We start from the raw sequence: 26,124 nt of genomic DNA, 5'->3' as shown, positions 1-26,124 counted from the left end.
CCGCGGAACACGACCGGGCCGCAAGACCCGACGAAGGGTGGTGCCGTGACCTCGACGTACCGACTGCAACTGACCCCCGACCTCGGATTCGCGGAGGCGGCCGAGCTGACCGGCTATCTCCGGGAGCTCGGCGTCGGCGCCCTCTACCTCTCGCCGGTCCTGCAGGCCGTGCCCGGGTCCGCGCACGGATACGACGTCACCGACCACGCCGCCGTACGGGCCGAGTTCGGCGGCCTCCCGGCCCTGCGCGCCCTGGCCGCGCGGGGCCTGCCGCTGGTCGCCGACGTGGTGCCGAACCACATGACCGTGCCGGTCCCGGAGTCGGGGAACGCGGCGTTGTGGGCGGCGCTCCGGGACGGGCCGGCCTCGCCGTACGCCCGGTGGTTCGACCTGGAGTGGCCGGTGGCGTTCCCCGTGCTCGGCGACGACGTGGGCGACCTGTACGGAGGTGGGACCGGTAACGAGGGCGGGGCCGGGTGCGATGGGTTCTCCGTGGACGGCAACGTGCTGCGCTATCACGAGCACGAGTTCCCGATCAGGCCGGGCACGGAGGGCCTCCCGCTGCCCGAGCTGCTCAGGGCCCAGCACTACCGGCTGACCGGCTGGCGCGACAGCCCCGGCTACCGGCGGTTCTTCGACGTCTCCTCGCTGATCGGCCTCCGCGTGGAGGACCCGGAGGTCTACGACGCCACCCACGCGGTGATCCTCTCCCTGCTCGACGGGGGCGTGCTCCACGGCCTCCGGGTGGACCACCCGGACGGGCTGGCCGACCCGCGCGGCTATCTCCGGCGGCTGCGGCCCCGCGTACCCGGGCCGCTGTGGGTCGAGAAGATCCTGATCGACGGCGAGCGGCTGCCGGAGCACTGGCCGTGCGACGGCACGACCGGCTACGACCCGCTCAACATGGTCACCCGGCTGTTCGTGGACCCGGCCTCCGCGGAGCAGCTCGTCAAGACGTTCGCCCGCCACACCGGCGTGACCGAGGACTACGAGACGGTGCGGCACACGGCGAAGAAGCACGTCATCGAGCTGTTCTTCCGCGGTGAGATCGACCGGCTCATGGCGGCCCTGCTCGGCGCCCGGCCCGAGACCGGCGGTGACGCGGACGCGCTGCGCGAGGCGGTGGTCGAGCTGCTCGCCGCGATGCCGGTCTACCGGGCGTACGTCGATCCCGGCGAGCCGCCGCCGGTGGAGTCGATCCGCGTCGTCAGGGGCGCGGCGCGGGAGGCGGCCGCGCACGCCGACCCCGCCGCGGTCGCGCGTGTCGCCGACCTGGTCCTGTACGGCCCACCCGCGGCGGTGACGCGGTTCCAGCAGACCTGCGGTCCGGTGATGGCCAAGGGGGTCGAGGACACCGCGCTCTACCGGTGGTTTCCGCTGGCCGCGCTGAACGAGGTGGGCGGCGAGCCGGACCGGTTCGGCGTGTCCGCGGCGGAGTTCCACGCGTTCTGCGCCGGGCTGCCGCCGCGCACGATGACCACCCTGTCCACCCATGACACGAAACGCTCGGAGGACGTGCGGGCCCGGTTGGCGGTGCTGTCCGAGATGCCCGACGAGTGGGCCCTCGCCGTCGACTCCTGGGCGGCGGAGGTGACGTTCGACCCCCGGCTCGACTACCTGGGCTGGCAGACGTTGATGGCGTCCTGGCCGATCAACATCGAACGTTTCACGAAATATCTGCTCAAAGCGGCACGGGAGGCCAAGACGGCGATCTCCTGGCAGAACCGCGAACCCGGCTACGAGAACGGCGTCAGGGAGTTCGCCCAGCGGGCGATCGACGTCTGCGGCGCGTCGGTGGCCGCCTTCACGGCGGTCGTGGACCGGTACGCCCGGGCCAACTCGCTCGGCCAGAAGGCCGTCCAGCTGATGATGCCGGGCGTACCGGACGTCTACCAGGGCAACGAGATCACCGACTTCTCCCTGGTCGACCCGGACAACCGGCGGCCGGTGGACTTCCGCCGCCGCCGGGCGCTGCTGGCCGAGGTGCTCGCCCCCGGGGCTCGCCCCACCACCTGGGAGGGCCAGAAGATGCTGGTCACCGCCACCGCGCTGCGGCTCAGGGGCCGGCTCGACCCGGCCGCGCCGTACGCGCCGGTGGAGGCGGGCGAGCACGCGGTCGCCTTCGCGCGCGGCGACGAGGCGGTGGTGGTGGCCACCCGCCTGCCCGTGGGACTCGAACGGCGCGGCGGCTGGGGAGGCGAGACCCTCACGCTTCCCCGGGGCCGGTGGCGCGATCTGCTGACGGGACACGAGCACACCGGGCGCGTCCCGATGGGGCACCTGCTGTCCCGGTATCCGGTCGCGATCCTCGGGCGGTGACCTGTGAACGACCCCACGTACGACCCCATGCACGACCCCATGTACGACACGGCGGAGCACAAGGACGGGAGAGGCATGTTCGAGGTCTGGGCGCCCGAGGCGGAACGCGTGGAGGTCGAGTCGGGAGGCGTCCGGCGGGACATGACGGCCGGCCCGGGCGGCTGGTGGCGCGCCACCGGCGCGGAGCACGGCGTCGACTACGCCTTCCACGTGGACGGGGAGGGTCCCTTCCCCGACCCGAGGACGCGGCGGCAGCCGTACGGCGTCGAGGGGCCGAGCCGGGTCTACGACCACGACCGGTACACCTGGAGCGACCAGGACTGGCACGGTCGGGACCTGCGCGGGTCGGTCATCTACGAGCTGCACGTCGGCACGTTCACCCCGGATGGCACCTTCGCCGCCGTCGCGGAGCGGCTGCGGCACCTGGTGGACCTCGGCGCCGACTTCGTCGAGCTCATGCCGGTGGCCCCGGTCCCCGGCCGGCGCAACTGGGGGTACGACGGCGTCGACCTCTACGCGGTCAACGAGGTGTACGGCGGGCCGGACGGCCTGAAGGACCTGGTCGACGCGTGTCACCGGGCCGGGATCGGCGTGATCCTCGACGTGGTCTACAACCACCTGGGCCCGTCGGGGAACTACCTGTCGATGTTCGGGCCGTACCTGCACGGGTTCAAGGGGTCGTACTGGGGCGACGCGATCAACCTCGACGGCCCGGGTTCGGACGAGGTCCGGCGGTACTTCATCGAGAACGCGCTGCAGTGGCTGCGCGACTACCACGTCGACGGCCTGCGGCTGGACGCGGTGCACGCGCTGCACGACCGGCGCGCGACGCACTTCCTGGAGGAGCTGTCGGCCGAGGTGGAGGCGTTGTCCACGAACCTCGGACGCCCGCTCACGCTGATCGCCGAGTCGGACCTGAACGACCCGCGCCTGGTCACCTCGCGCGAGGCGGGCGGGCTCGGGATGCACGCGGCGTGGAACGACGACGTCCACCACGCCATCCACGCGGCGGTGACGGGGGAGCGGCACGCCTACTACGCGGACTTCGCCGATCTGTCCGCCCTGGCTAAGGTGCTCACATCCGGATATTTCCATGACGGAACCTATTCGTCGTTCCGTGGGCGGACCCACGGCAGGTCGGCGAACGGGGTTCCCGGCTACCGGTTCGTCTGCTGCGTACAGAACCACGACCAGATCGGCAACCGGCCGCTCGGCGACCGGGTGGAGCCCGAGCAGCTCTGGGTCGCCGCCGGGCTGCTGCTGACCGCGCCGTTCACGCCGATGCTGTTCATGGGCGAGGAGTGGGGGGCCACGACGCCGTTCTATTTCTTCACCGACCACCACGACCCGGAGCTCGCCGCGGGCGAGGCCGAGCGGCGCAGGCGCGAGTTCGAGGGGTTCGGCTACGACTGGAAGGCCCCCGACCCGCAGGACGAGGCCACCTTCCTGCGCTCCAAACTCGACTGGAGCGAGATCTCCGAGGACGGGGGGATGTCCCTGCTCGGCTGGTACCGCGACCTCATCGCGCTGCGCAAGACGCACCCCGACCTCGCCGACCCGCGCCTGGACCGGGTCAGGGTCCGCTTCGACGAGGAGCGCCACTTCCTCGTCATGGAGCGCGGCTCGCTGCGCGTCGTGGCCAACTTCGGCTCCTTCCCCACCCCGGTACGGCTCTCGCCGGGGGCCCGGCACGTGCTGCTCGCCTCCGACGACGCCGTCGGGGTCATGGGCGGCGATCTCTACCTCCCCGCCCAGTCCTTCGCGGTCGCGCAGATCTGATCCCGGCCGTCCCCGGGACGCCGGGCGCCTCCGGTTGTCTAGGACGGGCGGTCGTCGTGCGCGATGAGGGCGAGCTGGACGCGGTTCTCCAGGCCGGTCTTGGCGAGGACGCGGGAGACGTAGCTCTTGACCGTGCCGACGCTCATGTGGAGCTCGGCCGCGATGTCACCGTTGGACATGCCCCGCCCGACCGCCGCGGCGACCTCGCGCTCGCGGCCGCTGAGCCTGGACAACAGCCGGTGGGCGTCGTCGCGGCGGCGGCTCTCCGTCTCCGGCGCCAGGTGGGCGATCAGACGCCGGGTCACGTCGGGCGACAGGATCGGCTCGCCGGCCGCGACCCGGCGGACCGCGTCCACGATGCCCTCCGGCGGGGTGTCCTTGAGCAGGAACCCGCCGGCCCCGGCACGCAGCGCGCCGAAGACGTGCTCGTCGGCGTCGAACGTGGTCAGCATGACGACGTGCGGCGGGTCGGGCCGCCTCCGCAGCAGCCGGGTGGCGTCGATCCCGTTCAGGCCCGGCATCCGGATGTCCATGAGCACCACGTCGGGCGCGTGGGCGTCGACCGCGGCCGCGACGTCGGCGCCGTCGGCCACGCCGCCCACCACGACCAGTTCGGCGGCGCCCTTGAGCATCAGCGTCAGCCCGGCTCTGACGAGTGGGTCGTCGTCCACGATCAGCACGCGTATGGCGCTCACGCCGGCCATGGTAGCCAGACCGCCAGCCGGAACTCGCCGTCCTCCGCCCCCGCCCGCTCGACCCGTCCGCCCGCCAGCTCGGCCCGCTCCCGCATCCCGGCCAGGCCGGCGCCCTCGCCCCGGCCCTCGCCCCGGGGAGCGTCCACGACGGGGTTGCGCACCTCGATGGTGAGCCCCCGGTCCGGCCCGCCGTCGAGGCGGAGGGTCACCGGCCGGGCCGGCGCGTGCTTGCGGGCGTTGGTGAGGCCCTCCTGGACGATCCGGTAGGCGGCCCGCGCCGTCGCGCCCGGCAGGTCGGGCACGCGTACGCCGCCGTCGTCCATCTCGACCGTCATGCCGGCCCGCCGTACCTCGTCGACCAGGGCGGGCAGGTCCGGTTCGGCCAGGACGGGCGCTTCCCGCAGCACCGAGATGACCTGGCGCAGCTCCTGCAGCGCCTGGTGCGCGTTGGAGCGCACGACCGTGGCCGCCTCGACCACCTCCGCCGGGTCGGCCCGCGCGTTGAATTCCAGCGCTCCCGCGTGCAGCGCCAGCAGCGACAGCCGGTGCGCCAGCACGTCGTGCATCTCGCGGGCGATGGCCAGGCGTTCCGTGTGGCGGGCCCGCTCCGCGCGCCGCCGCTGCTCCTCCTCGGCTCTGTGGGCCTCCTCCACGAGCGACAGGACCACCCGGCGGCGGGCCCGCAGGAGCATCCCCCAGCCGGTCAACGCCACCCCGAACAGCACCGCGACCAGCGCCCACACCGGGTACGGCGCCAGCCCCGGCGGCCGCAGCCGGAACCGGGCCAGCGTCGCCGCGACGTAGGCCGCGCCCACCCCGAGCGCCACCACCGGGCGCCGGTACAGAGCGGTCATCAGCGTCGCGATGCCCGCCGCCACCGACGCCGAGGCCGCGGGCACCGACAGCGCCACGGCCGCCAGCGCCGTCGCGACCGGCCACCGGCGCGACCACAACAGCGCCAGGGACGCCGCCGCGCCGCCGGCCACGTCCGCGACCAGGTACCAGGCAGGCGCCGTGCCGAGGTCACCTGCCACGGCGACCGCCGCCGCGGCCGCCGCGCAGGCGAAGGTGCCCATCCGGGTCGCCCGGTCCCATCGGCTTCTGGCGGGGCCCGGCCGTACGTCTGCCACCACGGACGCCCAGCGTAATCAGGCCGGCCCGCCGACGGGAGTGACCAAAGTCGATGCCGAGATGTCACCTGGGTTGCCACGGACGGGACCCGGGGCGGCAGCCGCGGGCCCCGGGCGCGGACCACCCTGGCCGCATGACGACGAACCGGACCCGCGGCCGCTGGGCCGCGCTGCTGCTCGCGGTGATCACACCGCTCGTCGCCGAGTTCACCCTCGGCAACTCGCCACCGCGCATGGCCTGGCTCCTGCTGCTGTGGATCCCGATCTACGGCGCCGGCGTCGTCCTGGTGCGCGAGCTGGTACGTCGCGCCGGGACGGGCCGGGCCGGGGTGCTGCTCCTCGGCGCCGCCTACGGCATCGTCGAGGAGGGCTTGGCGCTGCAGGCGCTGAGCAGCCCCACGATCTACGGCGCCGCCGGGTGGGCGCCCCGGATCCTGGGCGTGAACAGCGCCTACACCCAGCTGCAGATCCCCTACCACGCGGTCTTCAGCGCCGCGATCCCGATCCTGCTGACCGACCTGATCGTCCCGTCCCTGCGCGACCGGCCCTACCTGGGCAGGCTCGGCACCTGGCTGGCCGGCGCGGTCTTCGTCCTCGGCGCGCTGTTGCTGCGGGTGACCGTGGTGACCTCCATCGACCCCGGATACCAGGCGCCGCCGGCGATCATGGCGGGCTGTGCGGCCGCCGTGGTCCTGCTGACGGTGGCGGGCCTACGGCTGAAGCCTCGTCCGGGAAGGTCCTCGGCCGGGCCGCCCGGACCGGTGGCGGCCGGGGCGTTCGGCGCGGTGGCCGCCTTCGGATACCTGGCGTTGCTGTTCCCCTTCGGCGGCGCGACCCAGCCCGCCTTCACCCACGGCGGGTGGGTGGCCGTTCCCATGACGGCCGCGGCCGCGCTGGCCGTGGTCGCCGGATGGCTCCTGCGGCGCTGGACGGTCGGCGGCCTGTGGACGGACCGGCACAGCCTCGGCCTGGCCACCGGCGCCCTGGTCGCCCACACCGCGTTCGGCCTGATCTCCAACGCCGACACGGTGGCCGACCGGATCGGCCTCGCGGTCGTCGGCGCGGTCATGGTGTGCCTGCTCGCCCTGCTGGCCCTCCGGATCTGCCGGCCCCGCGCCGCCGCCCCCGGCAGGCCGTAGCAGTGTCCGACGCGGCTCCGATCGCATCGGGTCAGCGGCTCGGTCCAGAGGCGTCTGGATAAATCGGGTGCTTTCCGGCGGGTCGTACGGGAATCTGGTCGCCATGCAGGCCACCGTGACCGTGACCCCGGCACAGCTTCCCGACGTGCTGCTGCACGTCGCGGTCGCGCGACCGGTATTCCTCTGGGGAGCGCCCGGCATCGGGAAGAGCTCGCTGGTCCAGGCGTTCGCCGCGTCACTCGGGCTGGACTGCGTCACGCTGCTCGGCACCCAGCTCGCGCCGGAGGACCTCATCGGCGTGCCCCAGATCGTGGACGGCCGCAGCCGCTTCGCGCCCCCCGAGACCATCGCCAGGGACGAGCCGTACTGCCTGTTCCTCGACGAGCTCAACGCCTCGGCGCCCGAGGTGCAGAAGGCGTTCTACTCGCTGATCCTGGACCGCCGCATCGGCACGTACGAGCTGCCCGAGGGGTCGGTCGTCATCGGCGCGGGCAACCGGGCGGCCGACAACGCTCTCGCCAGGCCGATGGCGTCCGCCCTGGTCAATCGCATGGTGCACGTCCACCTGCGGGCGTCGGTCGACGACTGGCTGAAATGGGCGGCCGACCACGGCATCCACCCGTGGATCGTCGGCTATCTCACGCAGCGCCCGGACCACCTGTGGAGCGCCCCACCGAAGGTGGAGGAGCCGTTCTCCACGCCGCGCGGCTGGCACATGCTCTCCGACGCCCTCCACTCCTACGGCCAGGGCATCGACGACGACATGCTGGGCGTGCTCGCGCACGGCACCCTCACCGCCGCGCACGCTTCGGCGTTCCGGGCGTACGTGAAGACGGTGCGGCACGCCTACGACCTGGACGCCGTGCTCAAGGGAGACGCGGGCTGGCCGCGCGACCCGGAGAACCGCGACCTGCTCTACTTCCTGGCCGAGACGTTCCGCGCGCGCCTCATCCGGGGGCTGCCGAGGTCGAAGGAGCACGCTCCGCCGGACGGGAGGCACCTCGCCTTCCGGGCCAAGACGCTGCTCGTCGAGCTCGCCGAGATCTCACTCGAATGCGCCCAGCTCGTCATCGCCACGGGAGACGACGGCGCTCCGGTGCTGCCCTCGTGGTTCCTCGTCGAGGTCAGCCGGGACCTGCCCCGGCTCGCCGCCGCGCGGAGCTGACGTGGCCCGGCGCGCGAAGAAGGCGGACCCCTGGCGCGACGCCGTGCACAAAGGGTGGGACCTGATGGCGGCGCACCCGCTGTTCGGGACTCTGCGCGGCTACCTGTACGAGGCCCGGGACGGCGAGCTGCCCAAGGACGCGTGGGCGTACATCACGGCGGGCGGCAATGTGCACCACCATCCGAAGAGGCGGGCGGACCCGGCCGAGTGGGCCTGGGTCTTCGCCCACTGCCTGCTGCACGCCGGGTTCGGCCACCTCGACCCCCGCTCGGCCGCCGCGGAGGACCTGGGGCCGGACGAGGCCGCGCGATGGAACGGGCCGCGACGCGCGCCCTCGGCCGCCTACCACGCCGCGTGCTGCCTGGCCGTCGACCGGTTCCTCCACACCCTGAAAATCGGCCGGCCGCCGGAGCCGCTGCCGCATACGCTCCCGGAGGAGGACGAGCGGGCGCTCGCCGCGCGGTGGCGCGTCACCGGGGTGCCCGCCGACTACCGCACCACGGGGTTCCCGGACTTCTTCGCCGGTTCGGAGCAACTCGCCATTCGGCTCGACTTCCCACGCTCGTTCGCGATCGGGGTGTCGGCCGCCGCCACCCTGGCGATCGAGGTCGCGGGCGGCGCCAGGAGCTCGCTCGCCGACGGCGTCAAGAAGCCGTGGGACGTCGCCCTGGGTTGGTTCGTGTCGTCGTACCCGCTGCTGGGCGCGCTCGCGACCGGTATGACGATCGTCGCGGACGCGGACCTGACCCGCTCCTGGGACATCTCGATCGCCGCCGTCAACGCCCAGGCCGCCGAGATATACGTCAATCCGCTGGTGACGATGACGACGCACGAGTGGCGGTTCGTGCTGGCGCACGAGATGCTGCACGCGGCGCTGCGGCACGGCGACCGGGCCGGGTGGCGTGATCCGTACCTGTGGAACGTCGCCTGCGACTACGTCATCAACGGCTGGCTGGTGGAGATGGGTGTCGGGACGATGCCGGAGGGGCTCCTCTACGACCTGTCACTCAAGGGGCTGTCCGGCGAGGCCGTCTACGACCGGATCGTCGGAGACCTGCGCCGGATGCGCAAGCTGGCCACCCTGCGCGGGCGCGGGGTCGGCGACGTGCTGGGCGAGCCGCTGCCGCGTCCCGGGGCTCCGGGACGGTACGTCGACCTCGACGACTACTACCGGAACGCGCTCGCGAGCGGTCTCGTCTACCACCGCGGCAGCGGCCGCGGCGACGTCCCCGCCGGCCTCGAGGAGGAGATCCGCGCGCTCGACCAGCCCCCGCTGCCGTGGGACGCCGCGCTCGCGCGCTGGTTCGAGGAGCACCTGCCCGCTGTCGAGCGGCGCCGCTCCTACGGCCGCGCCTCGCGGCGGCAGTCGGCCACGCCGGACATCCCGCGCCCCGGCTGGACCCGTCCCGACGAAGTCGTACGGCGGGCCACCTTCGGCGTCGTGCTGGACACGTCCGGCTCGATGGACGCGAAGCTGCTCGGCAAGGCGCTGGGCGCCATCGCCTCCTACGCGATCGCCAGGGACGTGCCGCGTGCCCGCGTGGTGTTCTGCGACGCCGCGGCGTACGACGCGGGATATCTCGCCGTCGAGGACATCGCCGCGAAGGTCCGCGTACGGGGCCGGGGCGGCACGGTCCTCCAGCCCGGGATCGATCTGCTGGAGCGGGCGGACGACTTCCCGGCGGACGGGCCGATCCTGGTGATCACCGACGGCGCGTGCGACGTGGTGCGGATCCGCAGGGAACACGCCTTCCTGATCCCCGCCGCGGCGTTCCTGCCGTTCCGCCCGAGAGGGCCGGTCTTCCGGATGACCTGACACCCCGGGGGCGGGCACGAAGCCGCGCCGCACCCGGGCCGGTGGGCGTCTCGCCAGGGGTCTTACTGACGGGAGGCCCGCTCACTAGGATCCCTCCATGGGTGAGAAACCGAACGTCGTTCTGTCGGGTCCTGTCCCCGGTGCTCCGGCACGGGTCGCCGGGCCGTTGCTGGTCCTCTTCTGGGCGTGCTCGGTGGTTCACCTGGTCGCGGGGCTCGCCGGGCTCGGCCTGGTCGACCCGGTGACCAAGGCCCTGTTGATGCCGCTCCTCGCGCTCTGGGTGATCGCCAGGCGCGGCCCCGGGATCATCGTGGCGGCTCTCCTGGCCTCCACCGCGGGGGACATCGCGCTGGAGATCGACGGGATGTTCGTTCCCGGCATGGGGTTCTTCGCCATCGCGCACCTCTGCTACATCACCTTCTTCGTGCGGAAGCGGCCCGGGTTCCGGACCTCCGCCGCATCCGATTCGGTGGGCGTCGGCGGAACGTCTGGGCGCCGGCCGGTCCGGTGGTGGATGTCGGTGGCGGCCTACGCGGTGGTGTGGGCGGCCTTGGTCGCGTTCCTCTGGCCCGGGCTCGGTGCGCTCCAGATCCCGGTCGCCGCGTACTCCCTGGTGCTCACCGCCACCGCGGTCACCTCGTCGTGGTACGGGCCGCGGGCCGGGGTCGGCGGCGGGTTGTTCTTCCTGTCGGACACGCTCATCGCGTTCGGGATCGCCGACCTCGATTTCCCGTACCGGGGATTCGTCATCATGGCCACGTACATCGCCGGCCAGTATCTCCTGGCTTCCGCCGTCGTACGCCGGGGGAGATGGGAGCCCGTGAATCCCGGGTGAGTTCTCGAACGGGCTGTCGAGGGACATTGTGTGGGGCAGGGGTCTCGGTCCGCGCGAGGGCGAGAAACAACCCGGTGAGCTGTAGGCGGGAAATAACATCTATTGCCTGATTTGAACGGGCAGGGATGATTTCGTGCATGCGCGCTCGTATGCGAAGGCTCATTCGTCCGCGCCGACCCGCCGATGGCTCCCTGGTGCGAAACCGTGAGTTTCGACTGCTGTGGCTCAGCTTCACGATGTCGGTGGCGGCCGATCAGATCTTCCCGGTCACGGTGACCATCGCGGCCCTGAACTCGGGTGGGACCGCCTCGACCGTGGGCGCGATATTCACCGGCCGGTGGATCGCGCTGATCCTTTTCGCGTTGCTCGGCGGGTTGTGGGCGGACCGGCTGCCCCGCCGGACGGTCATGATCGTCTCTCTCGGCTTCCAGTGCTGCGCGGTCGCCGTCGGGCTGCGCGGCGACGCTCCCGCGTCGCTCCTCGCCGTCCTGGTCTTCCTCGTCGGGGCCGCGGAGGCGTTCCACCGGCCCGCCTACCAGGCGTGCCTGTCGTCCGTCCTCACCCCCGAGCAGCGCCCGACGGGCGTCGCGATGGGCGCGGTCTCCTGGCGGATCGGCGCCATCGTCGGGCCGGGGCTCGGCGCGTACGTGGTGACCGTCTGGTCTCCCCGGGTCGGGTTCCTCGCCGTGCTGGCGGCCTACGTGCTCGGACTCCTCCTGCTGCTGCCGCTGCGGGAACCCCCGGTCGCCGCCGCCCCGCGTTCCTCGGCCGTACGGGAGATCGCGGACGGCCTCTCCGAGGTGCTGCGGCGGCCCTGGGTGACCGGCGTCATCATCGCCGTCGCGCTCCAGCTCATGCTCACGGTCGCGCCCACGCAGGTCCTGCTGCCCCTGGTCTCCCGCGACACATTCGGTGGCGACGCCGTGTACGGCACCGCCCTCGCCCTGCTCTCGGTCGGCGGCCTGGCGGGCGGGGTCGTCAGCATGAAATGGAAACCCGGCCGGGCCGGGCTGACCGGCGTCATCGGGCTCGCGCTGTACGGAGCCGTGCCGCTCGCCCTCATCTGGCCGGTGACGCCGGAGTTCCTGTACGGCTGCTACATCGTCGCCGGGCTGGGGCTGGAGATCTTCGCCGTGCAGTGGGTCATGAACCTGCAGCGCGAGATCCCTCCGGAGCGGCTCGCCCGGGTCACGTCGGTGGACTGGCTGGCCTCCTCCGTCATGATGCCCCTCGGGCTGGCGCTGACCGGTCCGGTCAGCGCGGCGATCGGCCGGTCGGCACTGCTGGTGATCGGCACGGTCGGCGGATTCGCCGTGCCACTCGCCGCTCTCTTTTTCCGTGGAATGACGCGTTTCCACAGCGACGTCGCTCCGGCCGCCCCGGACGGGGCGGCGGAGGCGACGCCGACATCGCTCAAAGCGCCCTGACGAAGAGTTCGAAATCGGCGGTAAATCAGATCTTTCCCTTACGTGGCCGGTGATCTACTCTGACATCCGCGCCGGCCGCTAATTGGTCGGCAACGTCAATCAGGTGTGCGAAAAGAGGAAGCTCGTGAGCGAACTCAGGGACCTCGACGAGAACAAGCCCGCGGAAAACACCTCAGTCGAGGAAGCGGTCAAGATCGAGATCCGCCGGCTCGACCGGCTCGAAACCACCGTACGGATGAGCAACTCCACGGGAAACTGATCCCGTATCGCAGGCGGAGCCACGAGAGGAGGCCTTTCCGGCGCCCGATCGCGGCTCTCCGCGTTTCCTGGATCCCGTACGCCTTTATCTGACTTTCGGCGCGCCTTTTCCTTTCTTATCCGACCCTTTCTTGGGGTGCTCGTGTCTTTTTCCGGGCTTCATCGTCGGCGTCCTCCGGCGGACGCACGGGCGGGGAAAGGGGAAAGCGCGCGGGCCGCGCCGTGGAAAGCGCATGGAGACGGTGTCCGGGTGGCATGAGAGCGGTTTCACATCTTTACGGGAGGCCCGATTGCGGTTGCCGAGAATAAAGCCCGAGCATGCGGCCTATCGCCTTGACGACGGCCGGATACGCATCGGAGGCGACATCTACGGGCTGGCCCATGAAATCAACGACCCCCACGGCTGGGTGTGGACGGCCATCGAGGCGATGAACGGCACGCGCACCTGCGCGGACGTCGCCGAGGTGGTGCGTGCGGGCTTCCCGGAACTGACCCGGCACGACGCGGTGGCGATCGTCGCGCAGCTCGTCGGCACCGGCCACATCGAGGACGCGGGGGCGACGGAGGCCCCCGAGCTGAGCCGCCGGGAGCGCGAACGTTACAGCCGGGGCCACGCGTTCTTCCGGTGGGCCGACCTCACCCCGCGCGAGCGCGGCTGGGACGCCCAGCTCAGGTTGCGCCGGTCGCGGGTGCTGCTGGTCGGCGTTGGCGGCGCGGGGGCGTCGGTGGCGCTGGCCCTGGCCGCCTCCGGAGTGGGAGCCCTGCATCTGATCGACGACGACCGGGTCGAGCTGTCCAACCTCAACCGGCAGCTCATCTTCGCCGAGGACGACATCGGCCGCCCCAAGGTGGAGGTCGCCGTCGAGAGGCTGACGACGCTGAACTCCGACATCGAGGTGTCCGGCGTGCCGGCGCGTGTCCGGGGCGAGCAAGACCTGGCCGACCTGCTGCCGGGGTTCGACGTGCTGGCGCTGTGCGCCGACGAGCCCAGAGGCGAGGACGGCATCCGCGTCTGGGCCAGCCGGGCCTGCTTCGCGGCGGGGGTCCCGTGGGTGGGCGGCGGCTACAGCGGCCCTCTCGTCACCACGGGCGTCTTCGTGCCGGGGCGAGGGGCCTGCTATGAGTGCATGCAGCGGATCGAGGACCGGAAGCGGACGGACGCCGCGTACCGTCCTGTCGATCTCGGGGGACCGGGCGCCATCGCCACATCGGCGGGGTTGTGCGGCAACCTCGTCGCCCAAAGCGTCCTCCGCGTCATCACCGGCGTGCCCCCGATCACCGCCGGTTTCATCCAGGGAACCAACCTCATCGCCCCGCAGCAGCCGATCTACGCCGAGTTCCCGCGCGGTGAAGCGGGGTGCTCCGTATGCGCGCGGTGACCGGAGCGTCCCGCGTGCGGCTGCACCCGCTCCGAACGCGCCGCGACGGCGACGACTGGATCGTCGGACGGGTCGAGACCGGGGATTTCGTGTCCTTTCCGGACATCGGGCAACGGGTCATCGAGTTGCTGGCCGAGGGCGGGCCCATCGACGCCGTGGCCGCACGCGTCGCGGCCGAGACCGGGACCACCGTCGACGTGGCCGACTTCGTCGCGGCTCTGATCGACGTCGGCTTCGTCGCCGAGATCGACGGACGGCCCACCGGCGAAACCGACCGGGAGAGCCCCTCGCTGCCCTGGCTGAAGCCGCGCCATGTCCGGTGGACGCTGAGGTCGGGGGTGCACGCCGGGCTGGTGGGGCTCATCCTCTGCGGGCTGGCCGCGCTCGCCGTACGGCCGGAGATCATGCCGAGCCCGAGCATCATGGCCTGGAGCGAGTTCGGCACCATCTCGCTGGTCTCCCAGATCGCCATCGCCTGGTCCCTGGTGATGCTGCACGAGCTCGCCCACCTGTGCACGGCGCGGGCCGCCGGGGTGCCCGGACGGATCACCCTCGGCTCGCGCCTGCAGTTCCTCGTGGCGCAGACGGACGTCTCCGGCGTCTGGGGCGAGGAGAAGCGGGTCCGGATGACCGTCTACCTCGCCGGAATGGCCCTGGACGCCGCCATCGCCGCCGCCGGATTTGTCCTGTTGTGCGTTGTACCGTCGGAGGAGGGCGCCCACACCGGCCTCTCCATCGTCGTGCTGACGCAGATCGACGCGATGAGCTTCCAACTCCTCATCTTCATGCGTACGGACCTCTACTTCGTGGCCCAGGACCTCGCCGGGTGCCGGAACCTGTACGGCGACGGCGTGGCGTACGGGCGGCACCTGATCGCCCGCCTGCTGGGCCGGGGCGGCGCGAACCCGCTGGCGCGCTTCTCCCGGCGGGAGCGCTCCGCGGTGCGCCTCTACACGATGCTTCTCGTGCTGGGCACGGTGGTGTGCCTGGCGGTCGCGACGACGATCGTGGTGCCGGCCCTCTCAGCCATCGCGATGCCCGCGATCGGCACCCTGCTGAACGGCGGCGAGGGGGCGGCGGTCGCCGACGCCGTGATCGTGGTCGCGGTCCTGGCCGGGGTCCAGGGGCTCTGGGTGCGCACGTGGTGGCGCAGGCACGGGTCCAGGATCAGGCGATGGTTCGCGTCGGTCGTCGCGGTCCTGGCGGCTCCCATCCGGGCCGGCGGCGCCCGCCCGGCTGTGGATGAGCCGGAGTTTTCCACAGAGCGGCGTTCGGTTGAGCCGGGCCGCCGCGCGTGACCGCAGGCTGGGGTCTCCAGGAACGACAGGAGGACCTCATGAAGATCACCTATCCCGTCCCGGCCGAGACCACCTCGGTGTTCGTCGTCGCCGCCGATCGGCGGTCGGCCGATCTTGGCGCGGCCGTCCCATGGCGGACGGGCGGGCCGCATCGGAAGGCGGCCGCCCGGGCGATCGGCACGCCCCGGCTGGACCTGCGGGTGTTCCCCGCCGCGCAGTCACCGTGGCGGCGCACGAGTCTTGGTGACGAGGGGCGTGCCGCGCTCCACGCGGCCCGTCATCACATCGTGGTCACCGCCACCGCGCCCGTCGCCGGGCAGCCCGAGGCGGCGCAGGTCGCCAGGGCGGTGGCCCGCGGTGTCGCCGACACCTGTCGCGGCGTGATCGTCGACGTCCGCACCGGTGGCGTCGTGCCGCACACGGGATGCCAGGCGGAGCCGGGCGAGTTCCACCTTGAGGACGACTGGCTCGGCTGGAGCACGGACGTCGGCTCCGGCGGCTCCTGCCCGCCCTGCGATCCGGCGGGCAGCGGCGCCTGCACCTGCCTCACCGTCGCGACACGCGGGCTCCGGAGGTTCGGCCTGCCCGAGATCATGCTGGAGGGGGCCGCCTGCGTGCACGGTCTCTGCACCGTCTCCGTGCTCCGCAGTGTGGCGCGGTGTCTGCTCCCCGGGCATCTCGCGTGGAGCGCCGCGAGCCCCAAGGCGAGGTGCCGCTCGATCGGCGAGCACCTGTGGATAGGCGGCGCCGAGTCCGCGCGCGTCTCCGGCGCCCCCGATCTCGGCCGGCGACCGTTCCGGGTACGGCTCGGCAGTCGCGCCGACGGCTCGTGCCTCAGCATCGGCCCGCCGTCCGGCTTCGCCGGAACGCTCAACGACTGGCTCTGCCGCACTCCCGGCTTACTCGCCGCCTGAGTCGTCACCGGCCGCATCGGCTGCATCGCCTGCGCGAGGGCGAGCGGGGCGCAGAGGTGAGGAGGGCGGGGGTGAGCGGGGGCGCGGGGGCGCGGGGAGTGCGCGAGGGCCTGGCCGTTCGTGGCGTGCGGGTTGAACGCGTCGAGGGTCGGCTGCAGGTTCCCGGCGAGACCCCGAGTGAGGCGGGGTGACCGGAAGCGGAGGGAGGTGGGGAACGCTGCCGGTCGCTCGTACGTCTTGTCGGATATGACCTCCTTTGACGCTCTTGACGAAGAGATCCGCGACGCCAGGGAGCGGGCCCGTCGCCGGGAGCGGCTGACCCGGCAGCGCGCCGCTCTCACCGGGCAGATCGACGAGGTCGCCCGGTTGCTCGCCGAGCTGGAGCGGCAGCTCGCCAAGGAGGATCGGGACGTCGTCAAGCTGGAGCAGGGCGGGTTCTTCGCCTCGCTCCTCGGCACCAAGGAGGAGCGGCTCGCCCGCGAGCGCGCCGAGGCGGAAGCCGTCCGGCAGCGCGTCCACGGGCAGCGCACCCGGCTGGAGTGGCTGACCGCCGACCTGCGTACCGCCGAGGCGAGCCTCGCCGAGGTGGCGAGCGCCGACGGCGAGCTCAACGGGCTGCTCGCCCGCAAGGAGCGGATGCTGCTCGACTCCGACGACCCGCGCGGCCGGCAGCTGGCCGGGATCGCCGAGCAGCTCGCGCACGTCGAGGCGGATCTGCGTGAGCACGAGGAGGCGCGGCACGCCGGGATGGCGGCGGCCAACGGGGTCGGGCACGTCCTGCGCTCCCTCGGCGGGGCGCGCGGCGCGTCCACCTGGGACGTGCTCGGCGGCGGCACCATCGCCGACATGGTCGAGCACGGCCATCTCCGGGACGCCGACCAGGCGGCCTGGCAGGCGCAGCGAGCGCTCGACGCGTTCTCCCGTGAGCTGGCCGACGTCGGAGTCGTTGCGCACCCCCGGCTTCCCAAGGTGGACACGCGCTGGTTCGCCGACATGGTCTTCGACAACGTCATCGTCGACATGTACCGGCATCAGAAGATCACGCGGACCGGCCAGGAGGTTCAGGAGGTGGCGCGCTGGATCGACGGCATGCTCGGCCAGCTCGCCGCTCAGTGCGAGGAACTGTCGCGGCAGCGGGACGCCCTCGCCACCCGCCGCGAAAACCTGCTTGAAGCCTGACGCCTCGCGTTCAGGCCAGGCCGGGAACGCCGCACAGACCGCACGCCCCGTCTGGGCCCACCTCGACCCGTACGGCCGTCCGGAGCCCGGCGTGTCCAACCACCTCCACCTCGGCCTGCCCGAGGTCGCGACGCCGGGACGACGGCACCGCGAATGTGCTTCTCAGGTGGTGACCGGGGCGTCGGCGATCCATGAGCCGTGGAAACCTGCCGGGACGGCCCGGGGCAGGTCGACGGCCGCTACCGGGGGTGCGGTCAGGTCTGCGGCGTCGAGCACCAGGAGCTGGGAGGCGCTGCCGTCGTGCCGGGTGGTGATCGACAGCAGCCAGCCGTCGTCCTCCCGGCGCGGACCGGTGGTGGCAGGTACGAAGACCGCCTCTCCGACGTAGATGCCCGGCTCCAGACGGTGACTGCTGACACCGCCGCCGACGAGGTCGTATTTGACGATCGCGGAGTCGTCGCTGGTGTAGAGGTAACGGGCGGCGCGGCCGACCCGCTCGTCGTCCAGGGTCGGGAACTCCACCGCGCGGTCGTCGAGCGGCTGCTCGGTGACGGTGCCGGCGGCGGGATCGAGAGTCCAGCGGTGGAGCCGCGCCGCGCCGTCGGGGGAGGCGGCCGCGGATGCGGCGGGGCCGGCCGGGTTCGCGGCGCCGCCCGCCACCCGCCAGACGGCGGTGAAGTCGGCACGGCTGTAGCGGACGGCGTCGAGCACGATACGCCCGCTGTCGTCCTCGTGGGCGTTGCCCACATGGAAGACGTAGCAGGGGGCGATGTCGAACCAGTGGACCGGGGCGTCGGGACGGTCGTGGCGCATGACCCCCAGCCGGGCGCCGTAGCGGTCGTCCCACTGGTAGGGCATGGTCGTGCCGACCAGATGCGGTTGGAAGGTGACCGGCAGGTCGAGCCAGACGACGTGATGCTCGGTGACGGCGAAGTCGTGCATCATGGTGCCGCCGGGGACCGTGACCTCGCGGCTGTGTACAAGTGCGCCTGATGCGTCCAGCCGGTGGTACGTCAGGTACGGCGGGCGCACCCCATAGCCGAAGAAGTGCAGGTCGCCGGTCACGGGGTCCTGTTTGGGGTGGGCGGTCATGGCCGTGGTCAGCCGGCCCTCGAAGTCCACGGCGCCGACCGTGTCGAGGTCGGGGGTGATCTGGTGCGGCAGGCCGTTCTCCACCAGGGCCAGGATGCGTCCGGCGTGCTCGATCACATGCGTGTTCGCCGACGCCACCGCCAGATCAGGGTGGCCGTCGGGTCGCACGTTCGGTCGACCGGCGAGCTTGCCGGTGTGCACCCAGCGATTGCGGTACCACTCCGCCCGGCCGTCGCGCAGCCGGACACCGTGCACCATGCCGTGCCCGATGAACCAGTGGCCGGACCGTTCGCCGGGCAGCGGGTTGGGGCCGTTGCGGAAGTAGCGGCCGGTCAGTTCCGGCGGCAGCGCGCCTGATACGGGCAGGTCGACGGCGTCGATCTCGTCGGGCACGGGAGTCAGGTAGGACATCTCAGCTCCTTCGTGAGGTCCCCCCGAGTTTCCACGTATCCAAATGGATATGTCAATTTGGATAGGTAAAGTGGGGTGCATGGCATTGCGATACGCCCTGCTCGGCCTCCTGTCGGAACGGCCCGCGAGCGGCTACGACCTGGCCAAGGCGTTCGAGGGCGAGCTTGGGTCCTACGCCTGGCACGCCGGACACAACCGCATCTATCCGGAGCTGGCGCGCCTGGTCGACGAGGGGCTGATCGAGCACGCCGATGAGGGGGCCAGGGGCCGCCGCACTTATGCGGTCACCGAGGCGGGGCGCACCGAGTTGCGCAACTGGCTGCTGACGCCACGCACGGGCGGCGCCGTCCGCAACGAGCCGGTGCTCAGGCTCTTCCTGCTGTCCGCGCTCGACCCCGAAGACGCCCGTAAAGTGCTGCGCGACATCGCCGACGACAGCGAACGCCAGATCGCAGAACTCGGCGAAGCGATGGCGGGGGACACACCGGTCTCACCCGACGGACGGCTCCCCTTCGGCTGGCTCGCCGCCGGCTACGGACTCCGCCAGTACGAGGCGTCTCACGACTGGGCCCGGTGGGCGCTCGGCGAGCTCGACAAGGTCGCGCGCCGATCTCCCCCATCACACTCTTAGTGCCCGGGCGCACCGGCAAGAGGGCGCGGTACGCCGAGGTCGAGGGAGTTTCCCGGCGTTTCTGCCGCCGGTGGTGGCGAACTCCGGGGTCTTCTCCCGGATCCTCGCGGTCGCGCCGGGCGGCGGCACCGCGAACGCTCGTCGCACGGCCCCCGAGCGGACGGCCGGGGACGGGTGGAGTGCGTTTCCGGGTTGTTGGGCTGACCGTTGCGGTGGGTCAGCCGGGGAAAGTGGAGTGACGGGGGAGAAGCGGAGTGGACGGCGCGCCCAGTGTCGTGCTGAGCGCGCGTGCTCACTTCTCAGCGGTTGCGAGCCCGATGCCGGGCTCGCGGTGTGTGCTCAGTGCGCGTGGTCGTCGTGGTCGTGCTCATCCTCGTCCTCGAGGATGCCGTCCGACGGCTCGACGCCGAGCATCGCCTCGCGGGGCTCCACGTCGGTCACGTGCTCGACCAGGCCGAGGACGTGGTCGGGCTCGATCAGCCACTGGAGGGCCGCCGCACCCGTGTCGTCCGCGTTGACCAGCTCGGTCTGCTCCTGGCGCTCGTCGTCGTCAAGCTCGGCGTCCGGGTGGCGGATCTCCGCCAGGGCCGCCGCCTGCAACGCCTTAACATCCTGAACCTCGACCACCAGGTCGACCGTCAGTCGAAGGTAGCGTCCGGTATCCGTTTCATCGCTCATGGTGGTTGATCCTAGTGCCAGCGGTCAGGGGAGCTTCCACTCGACAGGGGCGGCGCCCTGCTGTACGAGCAACTCGTTGGCACGGCTGAACGGGCGAGACCCGAAGAACCCGCTCCGCGCCGAAAGGGGGCTGGGGTGCGCCGACTCGATGCACGGCACCTGGCCGAGCATGGGGCGCAGGTTCCGGGCGTCACGGCCCCACAGGATGGCCACCAGCGGGCCACCCCGCTCGACGAGCGCGGTGATCGCCCGCTCGGTGACCTGCTCCCAGCCCTTGCCCCGGTGCGAAGCCGGCTTGCCGGGCATCACGGTCAGCACCCTGTTGAGGAGCAGCACTCCCTGCTCGGTCCACGGGGTGAGGTCGCCGTTGCCGGGCTTCGGATAGTCGAGGTCGGCCACGTACTCCTTGTAGATGTTCACCAGGCTGGCAGGCAGCGGGCGGACATCGGCGGCGACGGAGAAGCTCAGACCGATCGGGTGGCCGGGCGTCGGATAGGGATCCTGGCCGACGATCAGCACGCGGACCTCGTCGAGGGGCTGCTGGAACGCGCGGAGCACGTTGGCCCCGGAGGGGAGATACTGCCGTTCTTCGGCGATCTCCTGCCGGAGGAAGTCACCCATGGCGGAGATCTGCTCAGCGACGGGTTCGAGGGCCGTGGCCCATCCGGCTTCCATGATTTCGTTTAAGGGACGCCCTGCCATGGTGGGGAAGCCTATCGGCTTTTCGGGATCAAGGATGAAGTGTCGGTACAACCGCTCGGACGACAAATCTCTCGGCACGGCAGGGGCCCGGGCGCGTGCCCACCCCTGAGGGGCACGCGTCCGGGCCATACGAGCCGTCCGAGCCGCGGCGGGGGCTCCGGACCGCACGTCACCGGTCCGGAGCCGCCGCCGTCGCTTCGGGGCCCTACTTCACCGATCCGGCGAGCAGGCCCTGGACGAAGTACCGCTGGAAGGCGAAGAAGAGCACCAGCGGGATGATCAGCGACAGGAAGGCGCCGGGCGCGAGGATGTCGACGTTGGTGCCGAACTGCCGCATCTGGGACTGCAGGGCCTTGGTCATCGGCTGGTTGGCGCTGTCGGCGTAAACCAGGGCCACCAGCAGGTCGTTCCACACCCACAGGAACTGGAAGATCCCGAGCGACGCGATCGCCGGCTTGGCCAGCGGGAACACGACCGTCATGAAGATCCGCCACTCCGGCGCGCCGTCCATCCGCGCCGCTTCCAGGAGCTCGCGGGGGATGCCCACGAAGAAGTTGCGCAGCAGGAAGATCGCGAACGGCAGGCCGAACGCCACGTGGAACAGCACCACTCCGAGGATGGAGCCGAAGATGTCCAGCGCGCCGTACAGCTTGGCGATGGGGATCAGGGCGATCTGGACCGGCACCACCAGCAGGCCGATGACCACGAGGAAGATGGCGTCCCGGCCGGGGAAGTCGATCCAGGCGAACGCGTACGCCGCCATGGCCGCGATGCCGATGACCAGCAGCGTCGCGGGCACGGTGATCAGCACCGTGTTCCAGAACGACGAGGTGAACCCGGAGGCCAGCAGGTTGCTGTAGTTCTCGAAGGTGACCTGGGCCGGCTTGGTGAAGAGGGTCCACCAGCCGGTGGAGTTGTTCTCCTTCTCGCCCCGCAGCGAGACGACCAGCAGGCCGAGTGTCGGGACGAGCCAGAACACCGCGATGAGGACCAGGGCCACCTGGAGCAGGCCGCCGCCGATCCGGTCGACGAGGCGCCCGAGGAGGCCGCGCTGGATCGCACGCGCGTGCCCCGCCTCGGTCAGGGTTGTCATCGCTCGTCCCTCCTGAACCGCCGGATATTGAAGATCATGAACGGCAGCACCAGGATCAGCAGGAAGATGGCGAGGGCGCTACCCATGCCCTGGTTGCCGCCACCGCCGAACGACACGCGCCACATCTCCAGCGCGATCACGTTCGCCTGCGGTTGCACGGAACCCGGCGCGATGATGAACACCAGGTCGAAGACCTTCAGCACGTTGATGACCATCGTGACGAAGACCACCAGCAGGACCGGTGCGAGGAGCGGCACCGTGATCCGCCGGAACACCTGCCACTCGGTGGCCCCGTCGATGCGGGCGGCCTCCAGCGCGTCCCGCGGGATCGCCGAGAGCCCGGCCGCGATCAGCACCATCGCGAACCCCGCCCAGACCCAGATGTACGCGCCGATGATCGCCGGAGTGATCAGGGTCGGGCCGAGCCAGGTGAGGCCGTTGAACGACGCCTCGAAGTTCGACTGGGGAAGCCGTACGTCGTAGGAGCCCGCGGGCAGGCCGGAGAAGTAGAAGGTGCCGTCGGCGGCGGTCTCGGTGGTGGCCTTGACCTGGCCGCCCGCCACCGCCTCCACCGTGATCCCGGCGAGGCCCTTCTCGTCGCCGTCGATCTGGTTGACCGTGCCGCCGCCTCCGCGTACGACGTCGAGCCAGACGGTCCCGCTGAGGCCGCCCGCGGCGGCGGCCTTGGCCGGCGCGGCCTTCTCGACCGCGTCCGGCTTGAGGCCGACGAGCGGGATCAGGACCTGCTGGCCGGGCTGGACCGGCTGCCGGGTGACGACGTCGCCGTCCTTCAGCGCCACGGGGGCTTCGTCGTTCTCGCGGGGACGGGCCCCGGGATAGCCCTGGCCGCTGCTGAAGGTGTCGTGCACCGTGGTGATCACGGCGTTGGCGACGCCCTTGTCCGGGTCCTGCTCGTAGACGAGCCGGAAGATGACGCCGGCGGCGAGCAGTGAGACCGCCATCGGCATGAACAGGATGAGCTTGAACGCGGTCGCCCAGCGGATGCGTTCGGTCAGCACCGCGAAGATCAGGCCGAGCACGGTCACGATCAGCGGGGCCACCACGACCCAGATGATGTTGTTCCTGATCGTGGTGAGCGTGCTCGAGTCGCTGAAGATCGCGGCGTAGTTCTCCAGGCCCACGAAGCGGTCGCCCGCCGCGTCGAACAGGCTCCGGAAGATCGAGAAGATGATGGGGTAGATCACCCAGGCGGCCAGCAGCAGGAGCGCCGGGAGCAGGAAGAACACCGCGATCTTGGGCGACGGGCCGAGCCGCGCCGCGGCCGTGCCGGCGGCCGTGGGGCGGGGGGCCGTCGCGGTGCCGGTGCCGCTGGGGCGAGGGGCCGTCGCGGTGTCGGTGTCGGTGTCGGTGTCGGTGTCGGTGGCCGGGGGCCGCGCGACGCCGGGTTCAGTCTCTGCCGGTCCGGGGGAGCCCCCGGCGACGTCGTCGCCGGGGGCCTGCGGGCCGTCCAACCGTTCGGTCACGGCCTTCTCCCCTTACTTGGTGTAGGCCTTGGCGGCGTCCGCCTCGAGCTTCTCCTGGATCCCCTTGATGTCCTTGGGGTTGCGCAGGAAGTCCTGCAGCTGCTTCCACTCGCCCTTGCCGTCCGTGCCGCCGAAGGCGCTCGGCGCGAGGTCGGACATGTCGTAGCGGACTGCCTCACCCGAGGAGATGATCGTCTCGGCGAGCTTCTTGGTCAGCTCGTTCGGGTAGTTGTCGGGCGAGACGTTGCGGTTCGGGGAGAGGTAACCCGGCTCCTTGGCCCAGACCTCGCCGCCCTCCTTGGAGGCCAGGAACTCCAGCAGCGCCTGCGCGCCCTTGGAGTCCTTCATGACCACGCCGACGTCGCCGCCGAGCACGACCGGAGCGGTGTCCCCGACCTTCGGGAACGCCATGATCTTCGCCTCTTCGCCGACCTGGGCGCCCGACTGGCCCACGGAGGCGGCGACGAAGTCGGCCTCGATGACCATCGCGGCCTTCTTCTGGCCGTAGACCTGGGTGACGCAGGTCGGGAAGTCGGTCTGCAGCGCGCCGGACGACCCGCCGAGCATGAAGTCCTTCTTGCCGAAGATCTGGGCCATCTTCTCCAGCGCGGTGGTGACCGACGGGTCGGTCCACGGGATCTCGTGCTTGGCCAGCTTGTCGTAGTTCTCCGGGCCCGCCGAGGACAGGTAGACGTTCTCGAACAGGTCGGTGAGCGTCCACCCGGAGGCGGCGCAGAGCGCGAACGGGGCGGTGCCGGAGTCGGCCAGCGTCTGCGCGGTCTTGCCGATCAGGTCGTCCCAGGTCGCGGCCTCCTGGACGCCCGCGTCGTCGAAGGCCGACTGGCGGTACCAGACCAGGGACTTGTGCGCCGCCTTCACGAGCACGCCGTACACCTTGCCGCCCGCGGAGCCGAGCTCCTTCCAGTACGGCGTGTAGTTCTGGTCGATCTGCGACAGGACTTCGGGGGTGAGCGGCTTGAGCGCGCTCTGGTCGGCGTACTGCTGCACCAGGCCGGGCTGCGGCAGGATCGCCACGTCCGGCGGGTTGCCGCCCTCGATGCGCGGGCCGAGGTAGGCGCCGGTGTCCTCGCCCGTGGAGGCGTAGGTGACCTTGGCGCCGGTCTTCTCCTCGAACGCCCTGAGGACCTTCTCGAAGCTGGCCTGCTCGTCACCCGTCCACTTCGCCGCGACCTCGATGGTGGTGCCGGCGAGGGGCTTGGCCTCCGACGAGGCGGCGGCGTTTCCGGTGGTGGCGGGCTCGGACGGTGAGCTGCTGCACGCGGCTGCCGCGAGGGCGAGGGCGGCGGCCACACCGATCTTGAGCGGGGGGAGTTTCCGCATTGTCTATCCTCCGGTCTGAATGACCTCGCCGAGCTGCTGTTTCAGCTCGGTGACTGTTTCGTCGACGGGTTTGCCGAGGGTGAGCGCGCTGGAGACGGCGCTGGAGATGACCAGACTGAGCTGGTTGTAGTCGGCGGTGACCGGCCTCGGCCGCGCTGAGAGGATCGCCTCCTTGAGCACGGGCAGGTACGGGAACCGCTTGATGAGCTCCGGATCGTCGTACAGGTCGGCCCACACCGGGGGGAACGACCCCTGGGCGAGGACCAGCCGCTGGCACTCCGGTCCGGTGAAGTAGCGGATGAAGTTGAGAGCCGACTTCTGCCGCTTCGAGTACGCGCTGATGGCGAGGTTCTGCCCGCCCAGCGTGCTGGACCCCGGGCCGGTGCGGCCCGGGAGCCGGGTGACCTGGAACTTGCCGGCCACGGCGGAGTGCGTGGCCGGGCCGTACGCGTGCGGCCAGTTGCGGGTGAAGAGCAACTCGCCGCGCTGGAAGGCGAGCCGCGACTCCTCCTCCTTGTACGCGAGCGCCTCCTGGGGGATCCACCCCTCCTTGAGGCCGTCGGCGAGGAAGCTGAGCGCGGTCCGGGCGGTTTCCGGGTCCATCGTCACGGTCCGCGCGTCCGACGAGAGGATCGTCCCGCCGGCCGAGTGGACCGCTTCCGTGAAGTTCACCGTCAGTCCCTCGTACGTCAGGAACTGACCCGCATATCCACCTATGTCATATTTCTTCCCCAGGCGCTTGGCCTGATCGCGGAGCTCCGCCCAGGTCGTGGGCGGTTTGAGGTGCTCCTTCTTGAGGATGTCGGACCGGTAGTACAGCAACCCGGCGTTGCTCGTGAACGGCACGGCCCACAGCCGGTCCCGGTAGACGGCGGTGTCCACGACCGGACGCAGCAGCTTGCCCATGGGGAACAGGCCGCGGTCCAGCGGGACGATCCACCCGGCGTCGGCGAACTCCGCCGTCCAGACCACGTCCAGCCCGAGCACGTCATAGCGGTCGCTGTGCGCCTGCAGGTTGGCCACCATCTGGGCACGCTGCTCGTCGGCCGCCTCCGGCAGTTCGAGCAGCGTCACCCGTTCGGCGGGATGGGTCTGGTTCCACCGGTCGAGCAGCGGCCGGAGGTACGCGGTCGTGTCGCGGCCGATGGCGAGCGTGATCGGACCGGTGCCCCCGGTGCCGTCTCCCTGCGCGGGGCCTGGCTCGCCGCCGAACCCGGAACATCCCGCGAGCAGCAGGGTGGCCAGGAGCAGACAGCCGCGGCGAACCACGTGACCTCCGGATTAAGTCCGAGTTACATACGTGTTAGGTAGGTGCATGCATGTTATGCATAGCGATAATGTGGGCGTCAACGGGTGTAT

General features: G+C 71.4%; 22 protein-coding genes. 13 read left to right on the top strand and 9 right to left on the bottom strand.

The features are described 5' to 3' along the window. Positions 1-45 precede the first annotated feature (45 nt). Positions 46-2,319 carry a malto-oligosyltrehalose synthase gene (treY, locus tag AWQ71_RS01370; RefSeq protein ID WP_067126075.1) on the top strand — a complete coding sequence of 758 codons (2,274 nt, stop codon included), beginning with the start codon at positions 46-48 and terminating at the stop codon, positions 2,317-2,319. A 3-nt stretch (positions 2,320-2,322) separates the two neighbouring features. After that, entirely contained in the window at positions 2,323-4,098 is a 1,776-nt protein-coding gene (gene treZ, locus AWQ71_RS01365; protein ID WP_245658054.1) for a malto-oligosyltrehalose trehalohydrolase, read from the top strand. Between the two features lie 38 nt (positions 4,099-4,136). On the opposite strand, the gene AWQ71_RS01360 is transcribed toward treZ, so the two are convergent. Continuing rightward, complete coding sequence (locus tag AWQ71_RS01360; RefSeq protein ID WP_067125191.1) at positions 4,137-4,802, bottom strand: response regulator; 666 nt, start codon at positions 4,800-4,802, stop codon at positions 4,137-4,139. Next, positions 4,790-5,926: a sensor histidine kinase gene (locus AWQ71_RS01355; RefSeq protein ID WP_067125188.1), complete on the bottom strand. Its 1,137-nt coding sequence runs from the start codon at positions 5,924-5,926 to the stop codon at positions 4,790-4,792. Before AWQ71_RS01355 ends, AWQ71_RS01360 begins: the two co-directional genes overlap by 13 nt. A gap of 131 nt (positions 5,927-6,057) precedes the next feature. Between AWQ71_RS01355 and AWQ71_RS01350 the strand changes: the two genes are divergently transcribed. The 10 genes from AWQ71_RS01350 to AWQ71_RS01310 all read left to right on the top strand — a co-directional run bounded on the left by AWQ71_RS01350 (position 6,058) and on the right by AWQ71_RS01310 (position 17,333). Beyond that, positions 6,058-7,062, top strand: a complete 1,005-nt coding sequence (locus tag AWQ71_RS01350; protein WP_067125185.1) for an AF_0692 family protein — start codon at positions 6,058-6,060, stop codon at positions 7,060-7,062. A gap of 103 nt (positions 7,063-7,165) precedes the next feature. Then, positions 7,166-8,227, top strand: a complete 1,062-nt coding sequence (locus AWQ71_RS01345; RefSeq protein WP_067126070.1) for an ATP-binding protein — start codon at positions 7,166-7,168, stop codon at positions 8,225-8,227. Between the two features lies 1 nt (position 8,228). Further along, positions 8,229-10,043, top strand: coding sequence for a vWA domain-containing protein (locus tag AWQ71_RS01340; protein ID WP_067125182.1), 1,815 nt, complete (start codon positions 8,229-8,231; stop codon positions 10,041-10,043). Between the two features lie 97 nt (positions 10,044-10,140). Continuing rightward, a complete protein-coding gene (locus AWQ71_RS01335) occupies positions 10,141-10,878 on the top strand; it encodes a lysoplasmalogenase (RefSeq protein ID WP_067125179.1) in 738 nt (245 codons plus the stop codon). A gap of 194 nt (positions 10,879-11,072) precedes the next feature. Beyond that, entirely contained in the window at positions 11,073-12,305 is a 1,233-nt protein-coding gene (locus AWQ71_RS01330; RefSeq protein ID WP_169806496.1) for an MFS transporter, read from the top strand. Positions 12,306-12,429: 124 nt separating this feature from the next. Continuing rightward, positions 12,430-12,564, top strand: a complete 135-nt coding sequence (locus tag AWQ71_RS44245; RefSeq protein ID WP_281195008.1) for a hypothetical protein — start codon at positions 12,430-12,432, stop codon at positions 12,562-12,564. Positions 12,565-12,859: 295 nt separating this feature from the next. After that, the gene (locus AWQ71_RS01325) at positions 12,860-13,942 is read left to right on the top strand and encodes a ThiF family adenylyltransferase (protein ID WP_169806495.1); all 1,083 of its coding nucleotides are present in this window, start codon (positions 12,860-12,862) and stop codon (positions 13,940-13,942) included. Continuing rightward, positions 13,930-15,240 (top strand): PqqD family protein, encoded by a 1,311-nt coding sequence (locus tag AWQ71_RS01320; RefSeq protein ID WP_067125165.1) that lies wholly within the window; start codon positions 13,930-13,932, stop codon positions 15,238-15,240. Before AWQ71_RS01325 ends, AWQ71_RS01320 begins: the two co-directional genes overlap by 13 nt. Before the next feature lie 38 nt (positions 15,241-15,278). Next, complete coding sequence (locus AWQ71_RS01315; protein WP_067125163.1) at positions 15,279-16,154, top strand: hypothetical protein; 876 nt, start codon at positions 15,279-15,281, stop codon at positions 16,152-16,154. A gap of 246 nt (positions 16,155-16,400) precedes the next feature. Then, a complete protein-coding gene (locus tag AWQ71_RS01310) occupies positions 16,401-17,333 on the top strand; it encodes a hypothetical protein (protein WP_067125160.1) in 933 nt (310 codons plus the stop codon). 162 nt (positions 17,334-17,495) lie between these two features. Here the strand turns inward: AWQ71_RS01310 and AWQ71_RS01305 are convergent, their stop codons facing one another. Next, the gene (locus AWQ71_RS01305) at positions 17,496-18,836 is read right to left on the bottom strand and encodes a carotenoid oxygenase family protein (RefSeq protein WP_067125158.1); all 1,341 of its coding nucleotides are present in this window, start codon (positions 18,834-18,836) and stop codon (positions 17,496-17,498) included. 79 nt (positions 18,837-18,915) lie between these two features. Between AWQ71_RS01305 and AWQ71_RS01300 the strand changes: the two genes are divergently transcribed. Further along, entirely contained in the window at positions 18,916-19,467 is a 552-nt protein-coding gene (locus tag AWQ71_RS01300; protein WP_067125156.1) for a PadR family transcriptional regulator, read from the top strand. 339 nt (positions 19,468-19,806) lie between these two features. On the opposite strand, the gene AWQ71_RS01295 is transcribed toward AWQ71_RS01300, so the two are convergent. From AWQ71_RS01295 to AWQ71_RS01270, 6 genes are all read right to left on the bottom strand, one after another. After that, on the bottom strand, positions 19,807-20,145 hold the full coding sequence (locus AWQ71_RS01295) for a hypothetical protein (protein WP_067125154.1): 339 nt from the start codon (positions 20,143-20,145) through the stop codon (positions 19,807-19,809). A 24-nt stretch (positions 20,146-20,169) separates the two neighbouring features. Continuing rightward, positions 20,170-20,847: a uracil-DNA glycosylase gene (locus AWQ71_RS01290; RefSeq protein WP_067125152.1), complete on the bottom strand. Its 678-nt coding sequence runs from the start codon at positions 20,845-20,847 to the stop codon at positions 20,170-20,172. Between the two features lie 205 nt (positions 20,848-21,052). Then, on the bottom strand, positions 21,053-21,940 hold the full coding sequence (locus tag AWQ71_RS01285) for a carbohydrate ABC transporter permease (RefSeq protein WP_067125150.1): 888 nt from the start codon (positions 21,938-21,940) through the stop codon (positions 21,053-21,055). Then, positions 21,937-23,424, bottom strand: coding sequence for an ABC transporter permease (locus tag AWQ71_RS01280; RefSeq protein ID WP_067125148.1), 1,488 nt, complete (start codon positions 23,422-23,424; stop codon positions 21,937-21,939). Before AWQ71_RS01280 ends, AWQ71_RS01285 begins: the two co-directional genes overlap by 4 nt. Before the next feature lie 12 nt (positions 23,425-23,436). Continuing rightward, on the bottom strand, positions 23,437-24,765 hold the full coding sequence (locus AWQ71_RS01275; RefSeq protein ID WP_174550659.1) for an ABC transporter substrate-binding protein: 1,329 nt from the start codon (positions 24,763-24,765) through the stop codon (positions 23,437-23,439). A 3-nt stretch (positions 24,766-24,768) separates the two neighbouring features. Further along, positions 24,769-26,034, bottom strand: coding sequence for an ABC transporter substrate-binding protein (locus AWQ71_RS01270; protein WP_067125145.1), 1,266 nt, complete (start codon positions 26,032-26,034; stop codon positions 24,769-24,771). Positions 26,035-26,124 lie beyond the last annotated feature (90 nt).

This window comes from Microtetraspora malaysiensis (assembly GCF_001528665.1).
Taxonomy (GTDB): Bacteria; Actinomycetota; Actinomycetes; order Streptosporangiales; family Streptosporangiaceae; genus Microtetraspora_A; species Microtetraspora_A malaysiensis.
Note: the sequence above shows the minus strand (reverse complement) of the source record. Positions and strands in the feature narration are given on the sequence as shown.

What these genes read in the sequence shown, in the direction of transcription:
- AWQ71_RS01360 (WP_067125191.1), bottom strand. Translation starts at nt 4,802, where the DNA reads ATGGCCGGCGTGAGCGCCATACGCGTGCTGATCGTGGACGACGACCCA.
- AWQ71_RS01350 (WP_067125185.1), top strand. Translation starts at nt 6,058, where the DNA reads ATGACGACGAACCGGACCCGCGGCCGCTGGGCCGCGCTGCTGCTCGCG.
- AWQ71_RS01345 (WP_067126070.1), top strand. Translation starts at nt 7,166, where the DNA reads ATGCAGGCCACCGTGACCGTGACCCCGGCACAGCTTCCCGACGTGCTG.
- AWQ71_RS01335 (WP_067125179.1), top strand. Translation starts at nt 10,141, where the DNA reads ATGGGTGAGAAACCGAACGTCGTTCTGTCGGGTCCTGTCCCCGGTGCT.
- AWQ71_RS01320 (WP_067125165.1), top strand. Translation starts at nt 13,930, where the DNA reads ATGCGCGCGGTGACCGGAGCGTCCCGCGTGCGGCTGCACCCGCTCCGA.
- AWQ71_RS01315 (WP_067125163.1), top strand. Translation starts at nt 15,279, where the DNA reads ATGAAGATCACCTATCCCGTCCCGGCCGAGACCACCTCGGTGTTCGTC.
- AWQ71_RS01310 (WP_067125160.1), top strand. Translation starts at nt 16,401, where the DNA reads ATGACCTCCTTTGACGCTCTTGACGAAGAGATCCGCGACGCCAGGGAG.
- AWQ71_RS01305 (WP_067125158.1), bottom strand. Translation starts at nt 18,836, where the DNA reads ATGTCCTACCTGACTCCCGTGCCCGACGAGATCGACGCCGTCGACCTG.
- AWQ71_RS01300 (WP_067125156.1), top strand. Translation starts at nt 18,916, where the DNA reads ATGGCATTGCGATACGCCCTGCTCGGCCTCCTGTCGGAACGGCCCGCG.
- AWQ71_RS01295 (WP_067125154.1), bottom strand. Translation starts at nt 20,145, where the DNA reads ATGAGCGATGAAACGGATACCGGACGCTACCTTCGACTGACGGTCGAC.
- AWQ71_RS01290 (WP_067125152.1), bottom strand. Translation starts at nt 20,847, where the DNA reads ATGGCAGGGCGTCCCTTAAACGAAATCATGGAAGCCGGATGGGCCACG.
- AWQ71_RS01285 (WP_067125150.1), bottom strand. Translation starts at nt 21,940, where the DNA reads ATGACAACCCTGACCGAGGCGGGGCACGCGCGTGCGATCCAGCGCGGC.
- AWQ71_RS01275 (WP_174550659.1), bottom strand. Translation starts at nt 24,765, where the DNA reads ATGCGGAAACTCCCCCCGCTCAAGATCGGTGTGGCCGCCGCCCTCGCC.